Here is a 16,122-nt window from a genome sequence, read left to right as displayed (position 1 = left end):
AGCCCTGCGGCGACAGGCCGAGCGCGACCCGCGCGGTGTGCGGGTCGGCGGGGAGGGAGGGCGACGAGGAGCTACGGCGTCCGCACCCAGGGGCCGTACGGCGTCGAGCCGGGCTGCTGGTTCCTCGTCCACCATCTCGCGGTCCAGTACGCACCGTCGAAGGACACGACGTCACCGGTGTCGTACACGGTCGTCGTGGACCAGGCCGCGGACCCCTCGTCGTCCGACTCGGCGACGGACTGCCACGCCGACCAGGGCGAGGCGCCGGGCACGTCGCCGGACGTCCACCAACCCGCCCGGTAGGCCGCGCCGTCGTGCAGGACGACGTCACCCGTGTCGTAGACCGCGGCCCTCGACCAGGCGGAGTCGGCGGCGTCCGGGGCGAGCTCGGAGGCGCCGGCGAGGAGCTGTCCGTCGAAGTCGAACAGCGCCTGGTTCTCCCACGCGTTGCCCGACGTCGGGTCCTCGGGGTCCCAGCCGTTGCCTGCGGCATCGGTCCAGGCCGGCTCCCAGTAGACGGAGCCGATCCCGCGGCCGCCGGGGGCCGACGCGACCGTGTCCTGCACCGCGCGCAGGGCTGCGGCCTGTCCTGCGATCGTCGCCGGGTACCCCTGGACGAGCTCGCTCTCGCGGTCGATGACGTTCTCCCAGGAGGAGTCCGTGTCGTCCTCGAGCGTGAACGGGTAGGCGGTCTCGACGACCACGACGTCGCGGTCGTAGCGGTCCGAGAGCGTGGTCACGGCGTCCTGCAGGTCGCCGAGGCTGCCGTGCCAGTAGCCGTAGTAGGAGAGCCCGACGACGTCGAACGGCACGTCGCGCGCGGTCACCTCGTCGAACCACCAGGTCAGCGAGCCGATCCCGTTGTTGATGTTCGTGAGGTGCAGGATCGTCTGCGTGCTCGCGTCGACGTCCTTGACCGCGTCGTACCCGGCGGTGAGGAACGCGGCGAGGTCGTCCCAGTGGGCCCCGGAGTCGTCGGCGAAACTCCAGGTCTGGCCGTAGGGCGCCATCATGCCCGGGTTGATCTCGTTGCCCACCTGCACGTAGTCGGCGGTGATCCCCGCGTCGGCGAGGGCGCTGAGCACCTCGTGCGTGTGCTCGTACACGTGCTGGGCGATGACGCCGGTCGGGTCGTCGGACGCCTCGGCGTCGGCGGCCCACGCGGCGGGGGCTCCTGCGCCCCGGGATCGGTCCACCGGTCGGAGTAGTGGAAGTCGACCATGAGATCCATGCCCGCGTCGGTGATCCGTCGCGCGGACTCGACCACGTGCGTGATCTCGTTGTACCCGTCGGCCGGGTCGACCCACACCTTCAGACGGCCGAGGTTCATGCCCGCGTCCGCGAGGATCTCGTACGGGTCACCAGGCGCCCCGTCGGCGTCGGCGTACGTCGCGCCGACGTCCTCGTTCTTCGCGACGCCGGACAGGTCGCCGCCCCGCACCTCACGCGTGACGCGCCCCCGCTCCAGGACGACGTCGTCGATGGTTGCCCAGGCGCCGGCCGCGCCGTCGGTCGCGACCGAGAGCGTGCAGTCGCCGTCGGTGACGTAGGCGGAGACCGCGAGACGCACCCACCGGTCGTCCTGCTCGGTGATGGGTGTGGTGGTCGAGTCGTCGACCCCGCACCCCGTGAGCGCGAGGCGCGTCGCGTCGAGGGCGCCGCCTGACTTGACCCACGCGCTCGCGGTCCACCAGCCGGTGGCGAGCCCGTCGAGGGACTGGCTCGTGGTCACCGCGTAGTCCTCGTCGGCCCAGTGCGTGAGCCGGCCGGACGACGCCTCGTGGCCGTCGCCCTCGACCTTCGCCGCGGCGTCGTCCCCGGTCGTGCTCGAGACCGTCCAACCGGACAGCCCGTCCTCGAAGCCGGGGTTCACGAGCTCCCCGTCCCCGGGTGCCGCGAGCGCGGCGCCGGGCAGTGCGACCGCCAGAGCGGCGAGCGCCCCGGCCGCGATCGTGATCCGTCGTGTGCTCCTCATACGTCCTCCTTGACGTGTGCGTCACCCGCGGTCGGCGGGTGCGTCGTGCTAGTGGCTCGGGTTCGGCGTGCGGACCACCCGCACCCCGCCCGCGGGGACCTCGAACCCGTCGGCGGTCTCGTTGGTGAGCAGGTCCGTCCCGTGCGTCCCGAGGGTGGCGCGGGTCCCGAGGTGGTTGATCGCCACCGTGTAGCTCGCGTCGTCGCCGTGGCGCACCACGACCTCGAGCCCCTCGGGGGTGTCGGACGGCGTGATCCCGGCCTTGGCGTACACCGGCGCCAGGAGCGTGGCGAGCGCGTCCACGTCGACCCGGGTCGAGACGTACCAGCCGGTCCCGGCGCCGTGGGCGTTGCGGGTGACGGCGGGTCCGCCCGCGGCCGGCCCGTCCACGTACCCGGCGACGACCTCCGCCCCGGCAAGCGCGACGTCGTCCGCCCACACGTCCGCGACGATCTCGGTGCGAGCCGTGCCGAACACGCGGTCGTCGAGCGAGACCCGCACCTGCTCGCCCTCGCGCAGCGGCAGGAACTCCTCGACCGTGAGCCCGAGGGCGTCGCGCAGGGGCGCGACGAACCCTCCGGGGTGGACGGCGTCGTGCTCGTCGACGACCGCCGAGAAGAACGAGGTGACCAGGGTGCCGCCGCCCGCGACGTACGCGGTGAGGTTCGCCGCGTCGTCCGCGGTCAGGAGGTACGACGCCGGTGCGACGACGAGTCGGTACCCGGACAGGTCCTGGCCCGGGTGCGCCATGTCGACGGTGAGGCCGTCGCGCCAGAACCGGTCGTAGAACGCCTCGATGCGCTCGCGGTGCGAGACGTCCTCGCTGGGCCGCCACTCGAGGTCCTGCGCCCAGAAGGACTCGTAGTCCCAGAGGATCGCGACGTCGGCCCGGACGCGGCTGCCGCGCATCTCGTCCAGGCCCGCGAGAGCGCCACCGAGCTCGACGACCTCCCGCCACACCCGCGAGCTCGTCCCGGCGTGCGGGAGCATCGCGGAGTGGAACTTCTCGGCGCCCGAGCGCGAGGCCCGCCACTGGAAGAACATGATCGCGTCGGCGCCGCGGCCCAGGTGCGAGAAGGCGTTGCGGGCCATCTCACCCGCCCGCTTGGCGACGTTGCGGGGCTGCCAGTTGACCCCCGACGTCGAGTGCTCGAGCAGCAGCCACGGCTTGCCGCCGGCGACGGAGCGCGTGAGGTCGGCGGCCAGCGCCAGCGTGACCTCGTTACGGGGGTCCGCGGCGTCGAGGTAGTGGTCGTTCGAGACGATGTCGACCTCGCGACCCCACGCCCACAGGTCGGTCGACGGGCAGGAGGCGGCCATGAAGTTGGTCGTCACGGGCACCGTCGAGTGGGCGCGGATCGCGTCGCGCTCCGCGACGAAGCACGCCAGCAGCGCGTCGTTCGTGAAGCGGGCGAAGTCGAGGCGCTGCGCCGGGTTCACGACCGACGGCGCGACCGCAGGGACGTCGACGTGCTCCCACGCGCCGTAGACCTGTCCCCAGAACCGCGTGCCCCAGGCCCGGTTGACGCCGTCGAGATCGCCGTAGCGGTCGGCCAACCAGGTGCGGAACGCGGCGGCGCTCGTGGGGGAGTAGTCGTCCGAGACGGGGGCGCCGTACTCGTTGTGCACGTGCCACAGCGCGAGGGCGGGGTGCGAGCCGTACCGGCGGGCCAGCTCGGTCGTGATCCGGACGGCGGCGCGGCGGTAGTCGGGGAGCTCGGGCACGCCATGCCGCGGGACCCGAAGCCGAGGACAGTGCCGTCCCGCGCGACCACCCGCGCGTCGGGGTACGTGTGGAAGAACCATGCCGGCGGGGACGCGGTGGGTGTCCCGAGGTCGACGCGGATGCCGTTCGCGTGCAGCAGGTCGAAGAGCCGGTCGAGCCAGCCGAAGTCGAACTCGCCCTCGCGCGGCTCGAGGAGCGCCCAGCTGAAGATCCCGATGCTCACGAGGTTCACGCCGGCGTCGCGCATGAGCGCGACGTCCTCGGCCCACACCTCCTCCGGCCACTGCTCGGGGTTGTAGTCGCCGCCGTAGCAGAGGGCGTCGATGCCGGGCAGCCAGCCGTCGAACGCGGGGCCGGGGGCCGCCTGCGTGGGCATCGCGGTGGTCCGGGCGGCTGCGCCAGTCGTGGCAGTCGTGGCAGCACCGTGGTCGCCGGGAGCGCCGACGCCGTCGACGGAACCGCCGGCAGCGTGATCACCGGCGTCCGGGTCTCGGGGGGCGGCAAGGGTGCTCGGACCGGCATCGGGCCGGACGGCGTGGATGGGGTTCATGTGGACTCCTCGAACACTTCGCTGTGCACGATCCCAGTCTGTGAAACCGCACTAGCCCTAGGTAACACCACGATCACAAGTCTTGACAAGACCGCACAGTGTGCGGCTACTGTGACCGTGCACAGTCTCGACGGGGCGTTCTGCCTCGTCTCGACCCGCAACCATCCGCGACGGCGCGATGGTTCCTTGACGAGGAGGACACATGCGCCTGACCACAGGCACGAAGGTCGCGGCACTGCTCGCGACCACCGCACTTCTTGCTGCCGGGTGCAGCAGCTCCGACGCCGGCGACAGCGCGGGTTCGGGGGATGCCGGCGACTCCGGCGACACCGCTGCAGCGGGTCCGGTCGACCTCACGTTCTGGACCTGGGCCCCGAACATGGAGAAGGTCGTCGACCTCTGGAACGCCGAGAACCCCGACATCCAGGTCACGGTCAACAAGCAGGACGGCGGCGACCCTGCGGTCACGAAGCTCCTCACCGCGATCAAGGCCGGCAGCGGCGCGCCCGACATCATGCAGGCCGAGTACCAGAAGATCCCGACGCTCGTGTCGTCCGACGCGCTCGCGGACATCGCCGGGAACGTCGGCGACGACGTCGCCTCCGGCTTCCCGGAGGGCGTGTGGAACGGGGTGACCCTCGGGTCGGACGCCGTCTACGCCGTCCCGCAGGACTCCGGCCCGATGGAGTTCTACTACCGCGCCGACGTGTTCGAGGAGCTCGGGCTCGACGTCCCGACGACGTGGGAGGAGTTCGCCGACGCGGCGCGCACCGTCAACGAGGCTGACTCGGACATGTACCTCGGCACCTTCTCCGCCACCGACGCGGGCTGGTTCACCGGGCTCTCGCAGCAGGCCGGCGCCTCGTGGTGGGGCATCGACGGCGACGCCTGGAGCGTCGACATCGACAGCGAGGCCACCAAGAAGGTCGCCGACTACTGGGGTGGCCTCGTCGAGGAGGGCGTCATCGACAACAAGCCGATGTACACGCCGGAATGGAACGCAGCCCTCAACGACGGCACCCAGATCGGGTGGCTCTCGGCCGTCTGGGCGCCCGGCGTCCTCGAGGGCAACGCGCCCGACACCGCCGGCACGTGGGAGATGGCCGCCATGCCGCAGTGGGACGCCTCGGCGCCCGCGACCGGCAACTGGGGCGGCTCGGCCACCGGTGTCACGACGCAGTCGGAGCACCCGGAGCAGGCCGCAGAGTTCATCACCTGGCTCAACACCGACCAGGAGGCCGTGAACGCCCTCGTGAAGGAGGCCGGCATCTACCCGGCCTACACCCCGGCGCAGGCCGAGGCGCTGGCCGAGCCCCCGGCGTTCTTCTCCAACCAGGAGAACTTCTACGAGCTCGCCGGTGAGATCGCCGACACGGCCGGGAGCTTCACGTACGGACCCAACGTCAACGTCGCGTTCTCCGCGTACAACGACGCGTTCGGCAAGGCCGCCGAGTCGAAGTCGCAGGCCGAGTTCCTCGACGCGGTCGACACCATGCAGTCGACCACGCTCGACGACCTGAAGAACTCCGGGTTCAACGTCTCGGAGTGACCCACCAGCCGGCCGCCCGGACCACCCGGGCGGCCGGCCGCCGTCGGGCACAGGACACGCCTGCGACCGACCGGTGCCACCGCACCGACCACGAACGAACCGCTCGCCCGACCCAGGAGCCCCTGTGACCACCACGACGTCGCCGCCGCGCACCGGCACGACCAGACCGGCCCGCCGGACCAGACGGCGCCTCGCGCCCTGGGCATTCCTCTCGCCCGCGATCGCGCTGTTCGTCGTCTTCCTCGCGCTGCCGATCCTCTACTCCGTGTACATGAGCTTCCGCACCGAGCAGGTCAGCGGGCTCGGGCTCGGGGCGGACTCGCGCACCGAGGTGTGGAACGGCTTCTCCAACTACGCACAGTCGCTCGCCGACCCCGAGTTCCTCGCGTCCGTCGGGCGCGTCGGCATCTACGGCCTGCTCGTCGTGCCGACGATGCTCGGCCTCGCGCTGCTGTTCGCGCTGCTGCTCGACTCGCGGCGCACGCGCGCCCGAGGCTTCTCGAGGATCTCGATCTTCCTGCCGTACGCCGTCCCCGCGGTCATCTCGTCGCTCCTGTGGGGGTTCCTCTACCTCCCGGGCGTCAGCCCCTTCTATTACGTCTTCGACCAGCTCGGCTGGGACGTCCCCTCGCTGTTCTCGTCCGACCTCGTCATGTTCGCCGTGGCGAACATCGCGGTCTGGGGCGGCACCGGGTTCAACATGGTCGTCATCTACACAGCTCTCAAGGCGATCCCGAGCGAGCTCTACGAGGCCGCGGAGCTGGACGGGTGCACGCAGAAGGGGATCGCGCTGCGCATCAAGATCCCCATCGTGGTGCCGTCGATCATCATGACGTCCGTCTTCTCGATGATCGCGACGCTCCAGGTGTTCGCCGAGCCGACGACGCTCAAGCCCCTGTCCAACACCATCTCGAGCACGTGGACCCCGCTGATGAAGGTCTACCGCGACGCGTTCGTCCGCGGCGACCTCTACTCGGCCGCCGCGACCTCGGTGATCATCGCGCTCGCGACGTTCGTGCTCTCGTTCGGGTTCCTGCGCCTCGTGCAGAGCCGCGCCTTCGGTCAGGAGAAGTGATGACCACCCACGCCCCCACCAGCGCTCCGCGCGCGGGCTCCCGCCCCGCCGCCTCGTCGGGCACGCGCCGCCCGACCAGCCCCCGTCCCGGCCGCAAGGCCGACCGCGGGGTGGGCGAGCGCCCGTCCGCGGTCAGCACGGGGATCCTGCTCCTCGGCGCCGCCTACTGCCTGCTGCCCGTGCTCTGGGTGGTCGTCGCCTCCACGAAGTCGGGCGGTGAGCTCTTCTCGACCTTCACCTTCGCGCCGTCGACGCACCTGCTCGACAACGTCGGCGACCTCAACGCGTACCGCGACGGGCTGTTCTGGCGCTGGATGCTCAACACCGCGATCTACGCCGGCGTCGGCGCCGCGCTGTCGGTGATCGTCTCCGCGATGGCGGGGTACGCCCTGGCCAAGTACCGGTTCCGCGGCAAGACGGTCGTGTTCAACCTGCTCCTCGCCGGCGTGCTGGTGCCCGGGGTCGTGCTCGCGATCCCGCAGTACCTCCTGCTCGCCCAGATCGGGCTGACCAACACCTACTGGTCGGTGCTGCTGCCCAGCATCATCAGCCCCTACGGCATCTACCTCGCGCGCATCTACGCGGCCGCGTCGGTGCCCGACGAGATCGTCGAGGCCGCCCGCACCGACGGTGCGAGCGAGGCGCGGACCTTCGCCGCCATCGCGGTGCCCATGATGCTGCCCGGGCTCGTCACGGTGTTCCTCTTCCAGTTCGTCGCGATCTGGAACAACTTCATGCTCCCGTACATCATGCTCGGCGACGACAAGCTGTTCCCGCTCACGGTCGGCCTCTCCGGGCTGCTCAACCAGGGTGCGTCGCAGCCCGCGCTCTACACGCTCGTCATCACCGGAGCCCTGCTGTCGATCATCCCGCTCGTCGGGCTGTTCCTCCTGCTCCAGCGGTTCTGGCAGGTCGACCTGGCGGCAGGCGGTGTGAAGGCGTGACCGGCAGGACCTGCCCACCCGCGGAGGGCCGACGCGCGCGGCGCTCCCGGGGGCCCCGTCGCGACGCGGCAGGTGCGACGTGTCCGTAGACTCGCGTCCCGTGGAGCCGACGGCGGAGCGGGGCGAGCAGGCGCGAGGTGCGCGCCGTCGTCCGACCATCAGGGACGTCGCTGCCGCCGCCGGGGTCTCCCGCGGCACGGTCTCCCGGGTCATCAACGGCGGCCACTGGGTCTCGCCCGACGCGCTCGCGGCGGTCAACGAGGCGATCCGCAGCACGGGGTACTCGGCGAACCAGCACGCGCGCAGCCTGGTGACGGGGCGGTCCAACTCGATCGCGTTCCTGCTCACCGAGCCGCACCACCTGCTGTTCGACGACCCGAACTTCTCGGTCCTGCTGCGTGGGGCCGCCGAGGAGCTCGCGAAGCGCGAGATGCCGCTGCTGCTCATGGTGGCGGGCACCCCGCAGGAGCGTCGCCGCATCGGCGCGTACGTCGCCGCGGGGCACGTCGACGGCGTCCTGCTGATCAGCTCGCACCAGGACAACCCGATGGTCGGCGAGCTGCTCAAGCACGACGTCCCGACCGTCGCCGTCGGGGTCCCGCTCGGGTTCGAGGGCAAGGTCGGGTTCGTCGCGGCCGACGACCTCGGCGGCGGGCGCACGATGACGCGGCACCTGCTCGACTCCGGGCGGCGGCGCGTCGCGATGATCACGGGCCCGCTCGACACCCCCGGCGGGACGCTGCGGCTGCAGGGGTTCCGGGAGGAGCTCGGCGACCTGTACGACGAGTCGCTCGTCGCGCACGGCGACTACTCGCGCGACAGCGGGCGGCGGGCGATGGCGGAGCTCCTCGAGCGCCGGCCGGACCTCGATGCCGTGTTCGTCGGGTCCGACCTCATGGCCGCCGGTGCGCTCGTCGCGCTCCTCGCGGCCGGACGGCGCGTGCCCGAGGACGTCGCCGTCGGCGGGTTCGACGACTCCGGCGTCGCGGGGTCGCTGCACCCTGCGCTGACGACGATGCGGCAGCCGTTCGAGCGGATCAGCTCGGAGATGGTGCGGCTGCTGCTCGACGTGATCGACGGGCAGGACCCGGCGGCGATCACGCTGCAGACGTCGCTCGTGGTGCGCGACTCGACCTGAGCGGGTCGCGGGGTCAGATGCTGCGCGCGTGCGCGACCAGCCGGTCGAACGTCGCGTCGAGCCCGGGGTCCACGCGCTGGGCCTCCGGGTTCGCCTCGAACCAGGCGATCTGCTCGTGGGCTGCCTGGTCGTAGCGGATCGTCGTGCCGAACTCCGGGACCAGGGCGCGCAGCTTCGAGCAGTCGAACACCATCGAGTGCGCCTTGTCGCCGAGCAGCCCTGCACCGAGCTCGGGGTCGACCGCCGCGATCGTCTCGGAGGCGACGTGCACCAGGTCGGGCTCGTCGACCCCGCGGCCGCGGCGAGCCAGCGGTAGATCTGGTCCCACGTCGGCGCGTGGTTACCGGTGATCGTGAAGGCGTCGCCCACGGCGAGAGGGTGGCCGAGCAACCCGACGAACCCCACGGCGAAGTCGCGGGTGTGGGTGAGCGTCCACTGCGTGGTCCCGTCCCCGTGGACGACGACGGGGCGCCCCGCGCGCAGGCGGGCCACGTCGGTCCAGCCGCCGGACGTCGGCAGCAGGGTGCGGTCGTAGGTGTGCGACGGGCGCACGATCGTCGCCGGGAACCCGTCCTCGCGGTGCGCCGCGACCAGCACGTCCTCGCACGCGGCCTTGTCGCGCGAGTACTGCCAGAACGGGTTGACCAGCGGCGTCGACTCGGTCACGGGCAGGCGCGACGGCGGCTTCTGGTACGCCGACGCCGAGCTGATGAACACGTACTGACCGACCCGGCCGGTGAAGCGCGCGACGTCCTCGGCGACGTGACCGGGGAGAAGGCCCGGAACTGCGCGACGACGTCGAACTCCCGCGACCCGAGCGCGGCGTCGACCGACGCGGAGTCCTCGGCGTCGGCCCGCAGCGTCTCGACCTCCGCGGGCAGGGGTCGCGTCGTCGACGCGCCGCGGTTCAGGACCGTGACGCGGTGGCCCGCCTCGACGGCCCGGGTCACGCTCGCCGCGCTGATGATGCCGCTGCCGCCGACGAACAGGATGCTCTGTGGGTTCATGCTCGCCATCGTGCCAGGCTGTCGTGGTGCTGGCCGCACGGTCGACGGTCAGGCGTCGAGGCGTCGTCCGTCGGCGTCGAGGTGGTCGCTCCACGACCGGCGCGGCGCCCACCCGAGCAGCCGCTGGGCCTTCGCGGTCGAGGTCCCGCCTGCGTCGGGCCGGTCGACGGCGCGCAGCTCGGTCGGGGCGTCGGGGAAGACGCGACGCCAGGACTCGTGGAGGTCCCGGCCGCCGACGGTGTCGGCCGCCGAGATGTAGAAGACCTCGTGACCGGGCAGGTCGGTGGTCGCCGCGAGCCGGATCGCCTCGGCGAGGTCGCGGGCGTCGATGTACGACCAGCCGTTCTTCATCTGCGCGTCGGGGTCGGCGATGATCGGCCCGAGGAACGGCTCGTACGTCGAGTCCTCCTGCACCCACGTGGGCCGCAGCGAGATCGCCCGCAGGTCGGAGCGCCGGACGGCGGCGTCGCAGATCTGCTCGCCCACGACCTTGCCCAGCCCGTACGGGTCCTGGGGCTCGAGCGGGTGCTCCTCGTCGATGGGCAGGTACTGCGGCCACGTCGGCCGCTCGGCGAACGGGAAGCCGGGCGCCGTCTCGCTCGAGATGTTGACGATCCGCGGCACGCCCCAGCGCACGCAGGCCTCGACGACGTTGAAGACGCCCATGACGTTGTTGCGGAACAGGACGTCGGGCGCGTGCCGCCCGGGCGCGGGGAACGCTCCCGCGTGGACGACGGCGTCGAAGCGACCCGGCTTGGGGCCGCCCTCGCGCTCGGCCCAGCCCCCACCAGCGAGAAGACCTGACCGGCGTCGGCGAGGTCGGCCTGGACGTACGGGACGTCGTCCGCCACCGAGGTCGGGGTGGACGGGCCTGCGGGAGGGCTGAAGACCACGGGGACCACGTCGGTCGCGGTCACCTCGTGGCCGTGCTCGACGAGGTGGACGACGGCGGCCCGGCCGACGCGTCCGCGGGCTCCGGTGACGAGGATGCGCATGGGAGGGACGCTACCGGGGGAGCCGACACCGCTCAGGCGAGCAGCGCCCGGATGTCCTTCTCGGCCTGCTCCGGGGTGACGGGCCGGCAGCCGCGCTCCGTCCAGCCCCGCACGAGCCGGGGCTCGTCGCGCATCAGGCCCACGCCCCGCCGCACGAGCGTGAGCGGGGGCTTGCGCCGCTCACCCATGTCGCGCAGGAACCGGAACCAGGCGGTGACGACGGCCGGCCGGGCGAGGCAGACGGCGTCCGCCAGGATCCCCTCGGCGCGCGCTCGGCGCACGAGCTCGGCCGCGAAGATCCCCTCGGCGACGACGACGCGCGCCCCGGCGACGTCGACGTGGGTCGTGCCCGTGCGCCGCGACGTCGGGATGTCGTAGACGGGCACATCGGTCTCGCCCGTCGCGCACAGCTCGACGAGCGCGCTCAGCGCGCCGTCGGCGTCCCAGCTCGCCGGGTCGTCCCAGTCGACGATCCCGAACCGCAGGGGCATCCCCGGGTGGTCGTGGTCGCGGTAGAAGTCGTCGAGCTCGATCACGGGGAGCCCGAGGCGTCGGCACAGCGACGTCTTGCCGGAGCCCGACGCGCCGGTCAGGAGGACGATCCGGGTCCCGGGCGTCCGCGCCCCGGGCGGGACGTCGAACAGCGCGTCCGTCTCGGTCGGTGCGTCCGGCCCCGCGGGCGTGCTGTCGCTCACCCGGGACATCTTGCCAGGAGGTGCCGGACGGCGTCCCGCACCTCCCTGCTCCCGCGCGGCCGGGCTGCGACCTGGCCGGGGCGCGGCCGGGTGTGGGCGTGGGTGGGCTCGGGTGGCGGGTAGGACCGGTCGGTCGGTCTGTCGCTGGGTCTGGAACCGCGACCGCTCGTTCAGAGCGCCGGGTACGTCTCCCGCGGGAGCCGGTACGCGAGGTCGACGGCGGTCTCGGTCGCCTCGTCCTGCTCGAGGCGGCCCTCGGCGACCAGGCGCGCGAGGTAGCCGGCGTCGATGCGCCGGGCCAGGTCGTGGCGCGCCGGGATCGAGCAGTACGCACGGGTGTCGTCGACGAAGCCGCTCGTGTTGTAGAACCCGGCGGTCTCCGTGACGGCCTCCCGGTAGCGACGCATGGCGTCGGGGGAGTCGAGGAACCACCAGGGCGCCCCGAGCCGGACCGCCGGGTACACGCCGGCGAGCGGCGCGAGCTCGCGCGAGAACACGGTCTCGTCCACCGTGAACAGCACCACGCGGAACCGCGGGTGGTGGCCGAACGCCTCGAGCAGCGGGCGTAGCCCGTGCACGTACTCGGTGGGGGTCGGGATGTCGTAGCCGACGTCCGGGCCGAGTCGGTCGTGCACCTGGCGGTCGTGATCCCGCAGCACGCCGGGGTGCAGCTGCATCACGAGACCGTCCTCGCACGACATCGCGGCCATCTGGAAGAGCATGTGCGCCGAGAACGCCTCGGCCTCGGCGCGCGTGGCGGACCGGCGCAGCGCGGCGTCGAAGATGCGACCCGCGGTCACGTCGTCGAGAGGTGTCGTGTCGGCGCGCAGGTGGCCGTGGTCGGTCGCCCTGGCCCCGGCGGCGACGAACGCGGCGCGCTGGGTCCGCAGGGCGTCGAGGTACTGGGGGTAGGTGTCGACGGGGGACCCAGCGGCCTCGCCGAGGAGCCGCACCTGCTCGACCCAGCCCGGACGGTCGACGTGCAGCAGCGGGTCGGGTCGGAACGTCGGCACGACGCGCTCGCCCCACCCTTCCGCAGCCAGGGCCTTGTGCTCCGAGAGCGACGCGTGCGCCGGGTCGGTGGTCGACAGGATCTCGATGCCGAACCGCTCGAACAGCGCGCGCGGCCGCATCTCGGGCTTCGCGAGGCGCTCGACCAGGTGGTCGTAGATCTCGTCGGCGGTCTCGGCCGACGGGCGCAGGGGCGAGTCGAGCACGGAGACGAGGGTGTGCTCGAGCCAGAACCGGGTGGGCGTCCCGCGGAACAGCGGCCACCCGGCGCAGAAGCGGCGCCAGATCTCGCGGGGGTCGGTCTCGTGGGAGACCGCCGGGTCGGACGACCGCACGCCCAGGTCGTGCGGACCGGTCACGCCGGGCACGGCGCGCGCGCCGCCCGCCTGCGAGACGAGCATCCGCACCAGGTAGTGGTCCGGGGTCACGAGCAGTCGGGCCGGGTCGTCGAACGGCTCGTCGCGCCGCAGCAGCGACGCCTCGACGTGACCGTGCATCGCCACGATCGGCAGGTCGGCCGTCGCGGCGTGGATCTCGCGGGCGATCGAGCGCACGCCCGGCTCGGCGGGGAACGCCCGGTCGGGGTCCAGCCTCAGCTCGCGGGGGCCGGTGGGATCGGGTCGTGCGGTCACGGTGCTCCTCGAGGTCGGTGCGCTTCTCTGCGAACGTTTGCATCGTACGCCATTGATCGTTTCCATGACTTGTGAGCGCCCCCGGAACAGTGCCGCTACAATCGTTTGCAAGCCCCGGGTTCGTCACGAGCCCGGGCCGCCGCACCGGCCGGTGCGCGCCCACGAACCACCCGGAGGTCGGCGATGGTCACCGTCCACGACGTCGCGCGCGCCTCAGGCGTCTCGATCTCGACGGTCTCGCGGGCGCTCGCGGCGCCCGAGCGGGTCGCCGCCTCGACCCGGGCCCGCGTCGTCGCCGCCGCCGCAGAGCTCGGGTACGAGCCCAACCGAGCCGCCAGCGGACTGCGGGCCGGACGCACGGGCGCCCTCGGCCTCGTCGTCCCCGACCTCGAGAACCCCTTCTTCGCCTCGATCACCAAGGGCGTCCAGGCGCGCGCCCGCGAGGTCGGCTACGCCGTCTTCGTCGTGGACACCGACGAGGACCCCGAGCTCGAGCGCACCCTCGTCGGCAACGTCCGTCGCCAGACCGACGGCGTGATCCTGTGCTCCCCGCGGGTGCCGGACGACGACGTCCTCGCCGTCGCCTCCCTCGCCCCGACGGTCCTCGTGAACCGCCTGGTGGACGGCGTCACGTCGGTCGCGTCCGACCACGCCGGCGGGACGGTCCGGGCGATCGAGCACCTGCGGGCGCTCGGGCACCGGCGCGTCGCCGTGCTCGGCGGGCCTGACGCCTCCTGGTCGCAGCGCCACCGGCACCTCGGCGTCGAGCGCGCCCGCACCGCGTACCCCGAGGTCGAGGTCGTCGAGCTGGGTCCGTACGTGCCCCACGTCGACGGGGAGCGGCCGCCGCCGACCTCGCGGTCGCGAGCGGCGCCACCGCCGTCATCGCGTTCAACGACCTCGTCGCGACGGGACTGCTGCGCCGGCTCCGCGCCCGCGGCATCACCGTCCCCGACGACCTGAGCGTCGTCGGCTTCGACGACACGTTCGTCGCGGCACTGACCCAGCCGCCGCTCACCACGTGCCGCGCCGACCTGCGCGGCATGGGCTCGCGGGCGGTCGACCTGCTCGGGGGCCTGCTCTCGGCGCGCCGCACAGCCTCCCGCCCCGCCGGTGACGCACCCGCAGGTGGCGGCGTCCCCCGGCAGGACCTGCACCACGAGCACGTCGAGCTCGCCGTCGAGCTCGTCGTGCGGGACTCGACCACCGACGCACCTGAACGGAGCCCACGATGACGCTGCCGCCCACGGCGACCGCCGGCACGGCGACCGCCGGCACGACGACTGCCACGACCGCGACCGCCACCACGGCGAAGCCCGACGCGACGCCGCTTCCCGCGCTGCCCCGGCTCGACCGAACCTCAGCGCTGCCCGACGAGGTCCGCAGGCCGGTCGCCGCGCCGTCCGACACGGGTGTCGGGATCGTCCACCTCGGTATCGGCGCGTTCCACCGTGCGCACCAGGCGGTGTGCACGCAGGACGCGATGGACGCCACGGTCGACCTGCGCTGGGGGATCCTCGGCGTCACCCAGCGCTCGCGGACCGTCGTCGACCAGCTGCGACCCCAGGGCGGCGCGTACGGCGTGCTGACGACCGGGGAGCAGGACTCCGTGCGGGTGATCGGCGCCGTCGTCGACGCCGCGCACCCCGCCACCGAGACCCGGCGGGTGCTCGACACGATCGCCGCACCGACGACGCACCTCGTGACGCTGACCGTCACCGAGAAGGGCTACTCCCGGGGACCGGACGGCGGGCTCGACCAGGCGCTCGTCGGCGCGGACCTGGCAGCGCTCCGCGACGAGGAGACGGGCAGGACGGCCGGTGCTGACCCCGTGCCGTCCACGTCGGCCGTCGGCCTGCTGGTGCGCGGGCTCGCGGCCCGCCGCCGGGCAGGGGGCTCCCCGATCACGGTGCTCACCTGCGACAACATGGTCGACAACGGGCGGGTGCTGGCCGCGCTGGTCCGCGACGCCGTCCGGCACGCGCTGCCCGGCGACGAGGGCGACGCGCTGCGGGCCTGGCTCGACACCTCGGTGACGTTCCCGTGCAGCATGGTCGACCGGATCGTCCCCGCCACCACCGACGAGCACCGGCGCCGGGCCGAGGCCGTGACGGGCGTCCGCGACGACGGCCTCGTCGTCGCGGAGCCGTTCTTCCAGTGGGTCGTCGAGGACTCCTTTGCCGGACCCCGACCGGCGTGGGAGCGCGGCGGCGCGACGATCGTCGACGACGTGGCGCCCTACGAGCGCGCGAAGCTGCGGATGCTCAACGGCACCCACTCGCTCATTGCGTACGCGGGAGCCGTCGCCGGGCACGTCACGATCGCGGACGCCGTCCGCGACCCCGCCATCGAGAAGGCCGCCCGCGCGTACCTGTTCGAGGACGCGCTGCCCGGCGTCGACGTCCCCGGCATGGACCTCCCGGCGTACGGGGAGGAGATCCTCGCGCGGTTCGCCGACCCCGGGACCGGCCACACGACGATCCAGGTCGCCATGGACGGGTCGCAGAAGATCCCGTTCCGCTGGGCGCCCGTGGCCGCCGACAGCCTCGCCGCAGGGCGGTCGGCGGACGGCGTCGCCGCAGGTCTCGCAGCCTGGGTGCGGTTCGTGGTGCGCGCGGTGCAGGACGACGGGCTGCCGCTCGTCGACCCGCGGGCCCAGGAGCTGCGGGCGGCCGTGGCGGGTGCGAGCGCGAGCGCTGGTGCCGGCGGCGAGGTGGTCGAGGCCGAGGCAGCCCGGGCGCTGCTGTCGCTCCCCGGACTGCTGTCCGAGGACGTGCGCGACGCGATGGTCGAGCGGGTCGCGGAGCAGCTCGCCGGCTGATCCG

General features: G+C 72.9%; 11 protein-coding genes and 4 pseudogenes. 7 read left to right on the top strand and 8 right to left on the bottom strand.

Features of this window, described 5'->3' with window-relative positions; translation table 11 throughout:
* Window positions 1-71 precede the first annotated feature (71 nt).
* The 4 genes and pseudogenes from QUE47_RS16530 to QUE47_RS03480 all read right to left on the bottom strand — a co-directional run.
* Window positions 72-167, bottom strand: a complete 96-nt coding sequence (locus QUE47_RS16530; protein ID WP_350227723.1) for a hypothetical protein — start codon at window positions 165-167, stop codon at window positions 72-74.
* Window positions 168-302: 135 nt separating this feature from the next.
* Window positions 303-1,975 (bottom strand): annotated as a pseudogene (locus QUE47_RS03490) (glycoside hydrolase family 53 protein); the annotation flags it as partial.
* A gap of 48 nt (window positions 1,976-2,023) precedes the next feature.
* Window positions 2,024-2,884, bottom strand: coding sequence for a beta-galactosidase (locus QUE47_RS03485; RefSeq protein WP_286219374.1), 861 nt, complete (start codon window positions 2,882-2,884; stop codon window positions 2,024-2,026).
* Between the two features lie 72 nt (window positions 2,885-2,956).
* Window positions 2,957-3,948, bottom strand: a pseudogene (locus QUE47_RS03480) (beta-galactosidase); the annotation flags it as partial.
* A 505-nt stretch (window positions 3,949-4,453) separates the two neighbouring features.
* Here QUE47_RS03480 and QUE47_RS03475 point away from each other — a divergent pair.
* The 4 genes from QUE47_RS03475 (at window position 4,454) to QUE47_RS03460 (ending at window position 8,957) form a co-directional block, all read left to right on the top strand.
* Window positions 4,454-5,800, top strand: a complete 1,347-nt coding sequence (locus tag QUE47_RS03475; RefSeq protein WP_286218580.1) for an ABC transporter substrate-binding protein — start codon at window positions 4,454-4,456, stop codon at window positions 5,798-5,800.
* 124 nt (window positions 5,801-5,924) lie between these two features.
* Window positions 5,925-6,875 carry a carbohydrate ABC transporter permease gene (locus QUE47_RS03470; protein ID WP_286218579.1) on the top strand — a complete coding sequence of 317 codons (951 nt, stop codon included), beginning with the start codon at window positions 5,925-5,927 and terminating at the stop codon, window positions 6,873-6,875.
* Window positions 6,875-7,819 (top strand): carbohydrate ABC transporter permease, encoded by a 945-nt coding sequence (locus QUE47_RS03465; protein ID WP_286218578.1) that lies wholly within the window; start codon window positions 6,875-6,877, stop codon window positions 7,817-7,819. The genes QUE47_RS03470 and QUE47_RS03465 overlap by 1 nt, the downstream gene beginning before the upstream one ends.
* A gap of 100 nt (window positions 7,820-7,919) precedes the next feature.
* Window positions 7,920-8,957 carry a LacI family DNA-binding transcriptional regulator gene (locus QUE47_RS03460; RefSeq protein WP_286218577.1) on the top strand — a complete coding sequence of 346 codons (1,038 nt, stop codon included), beginning with the start codon at window positions 7,920-7,922 and terminating at the stop codon, window positions 8,955-8,957.
* A 13-nt stretch (window positions 8,958-8,970) separates the two neighbouring features.
* On the opposite strand, the pseudogene QUE47_RS03455 reads toward QUE47_RS03460, so the two are convergent.
* The 4 genes and pseudogenes from QUE47_RS03455 to uxaC form a co-directional block, all read right to left on the bottom strand.
* Window positions 8,971-9,964, bottom strand: a pseudogene (locus QUE47_RS03455) (NAD-dependent epimerase/dehydratase family protein).
* Between the two features lie 48 nt (window positions 9,965-10,012).
* Window positions 10,013-10,651 (bottom strand): annotated as a pseudogene (locus tag QUE47_RS03450) (NAD-dependent epimerase/dehydratase family protein); the annotation flags it as partial.
* A 340-nt stretch (window positions 10,652-10,991) separates the two neighbouring features.
* Window positions 10,992-11,654, bottom strand: a complete 663-nt coding sequence (locus QUE47_RS03445) for a uridine kinase family protein (RefSeq protein WP_286218576.1) — start codon at window positions 11,652-11,654, stop codon at window positions 10,992-10,994.
* A 170-nt stretch (window positions 11,655-11,824) separates the two neighbouring features.
* Window positions 11,825-13,363 (bottom strand): glucuronate isomerase, encoded by a 1,539-nt coding sequence (gene uxaC, locus QUE47_RS03440; protein WP_434019721.1) that lies wholly within the window; start codon window positions 13,361-13,363, stop codon window positions 11,825-11,827.
* A gap of 117 nt (window positions 13,364-13,480) precedes the next feature.
* On the opposite strand from uxaC, the gene QUE47_RS03435 reads away from it, so the two are divergent.
* From QUE47_RS03435 to QUE47_RS03425, 3 genes are read left to right on the top strand one after another with little or no spacing between them, the layout of a single operon-like run.
* On the top strand, window positions 13,481-14,260 hold the full coding sequence (locus tag QUE47_RS03435; RefSeq protein WP_350227666.1) for a LacI family DNA-binding transcriptional regulator: 780 nt from the start codon (window positions 13,481-13,483) through the stop codon (window positions 14,258-14,260).
* Window positions 14,182-14,532, top strand: coding sequence for a substrate-binding domain-containing protein (locus QUE47_RS03430; protein WP_350227722.1), 351 nt, complete (start codon window positions 14,182-14,184; stop codon window positions 14,530-14,532). The genes QUE47_RS03435 and QUE47_RS03430 overlap by 79 nt, the downstream gene beginning before the upstream one ends.
* Window positions 14,529-16,118, top strand: coding sequence for a mannitol dehydrogenase family protein (locus QUE47_RS03425; RefSeq protein WP_286218574.1), 1,590 nt, complete (start codon window positions 14,529-14,531; stop codon window positions 16,116-16,118). Before QUE47_RS03430 ends, QUE47_RS03425 begins: the two co-directional genes overlap by 4 nt.
* Window positions 16,119-16,122: the final 4 nt, after the last annotated feature.

The sequence above is a fragment of the Paraoerskovia sediminicola genome, assembly GCF_030296575.1.
In the GTDB taxonomy this organism is placed as follows: Bacteria; Actinomycetota; Actinomycetes; order Actinomycetales; family Cellulomonadaceae; genus Paraoerskovia; species Paraoerskovia sediminicola.
Note: the sequence above shows the minus strand (reverse complement) of the source record. Positions and strands in the feature narration are given on the sequence as shown.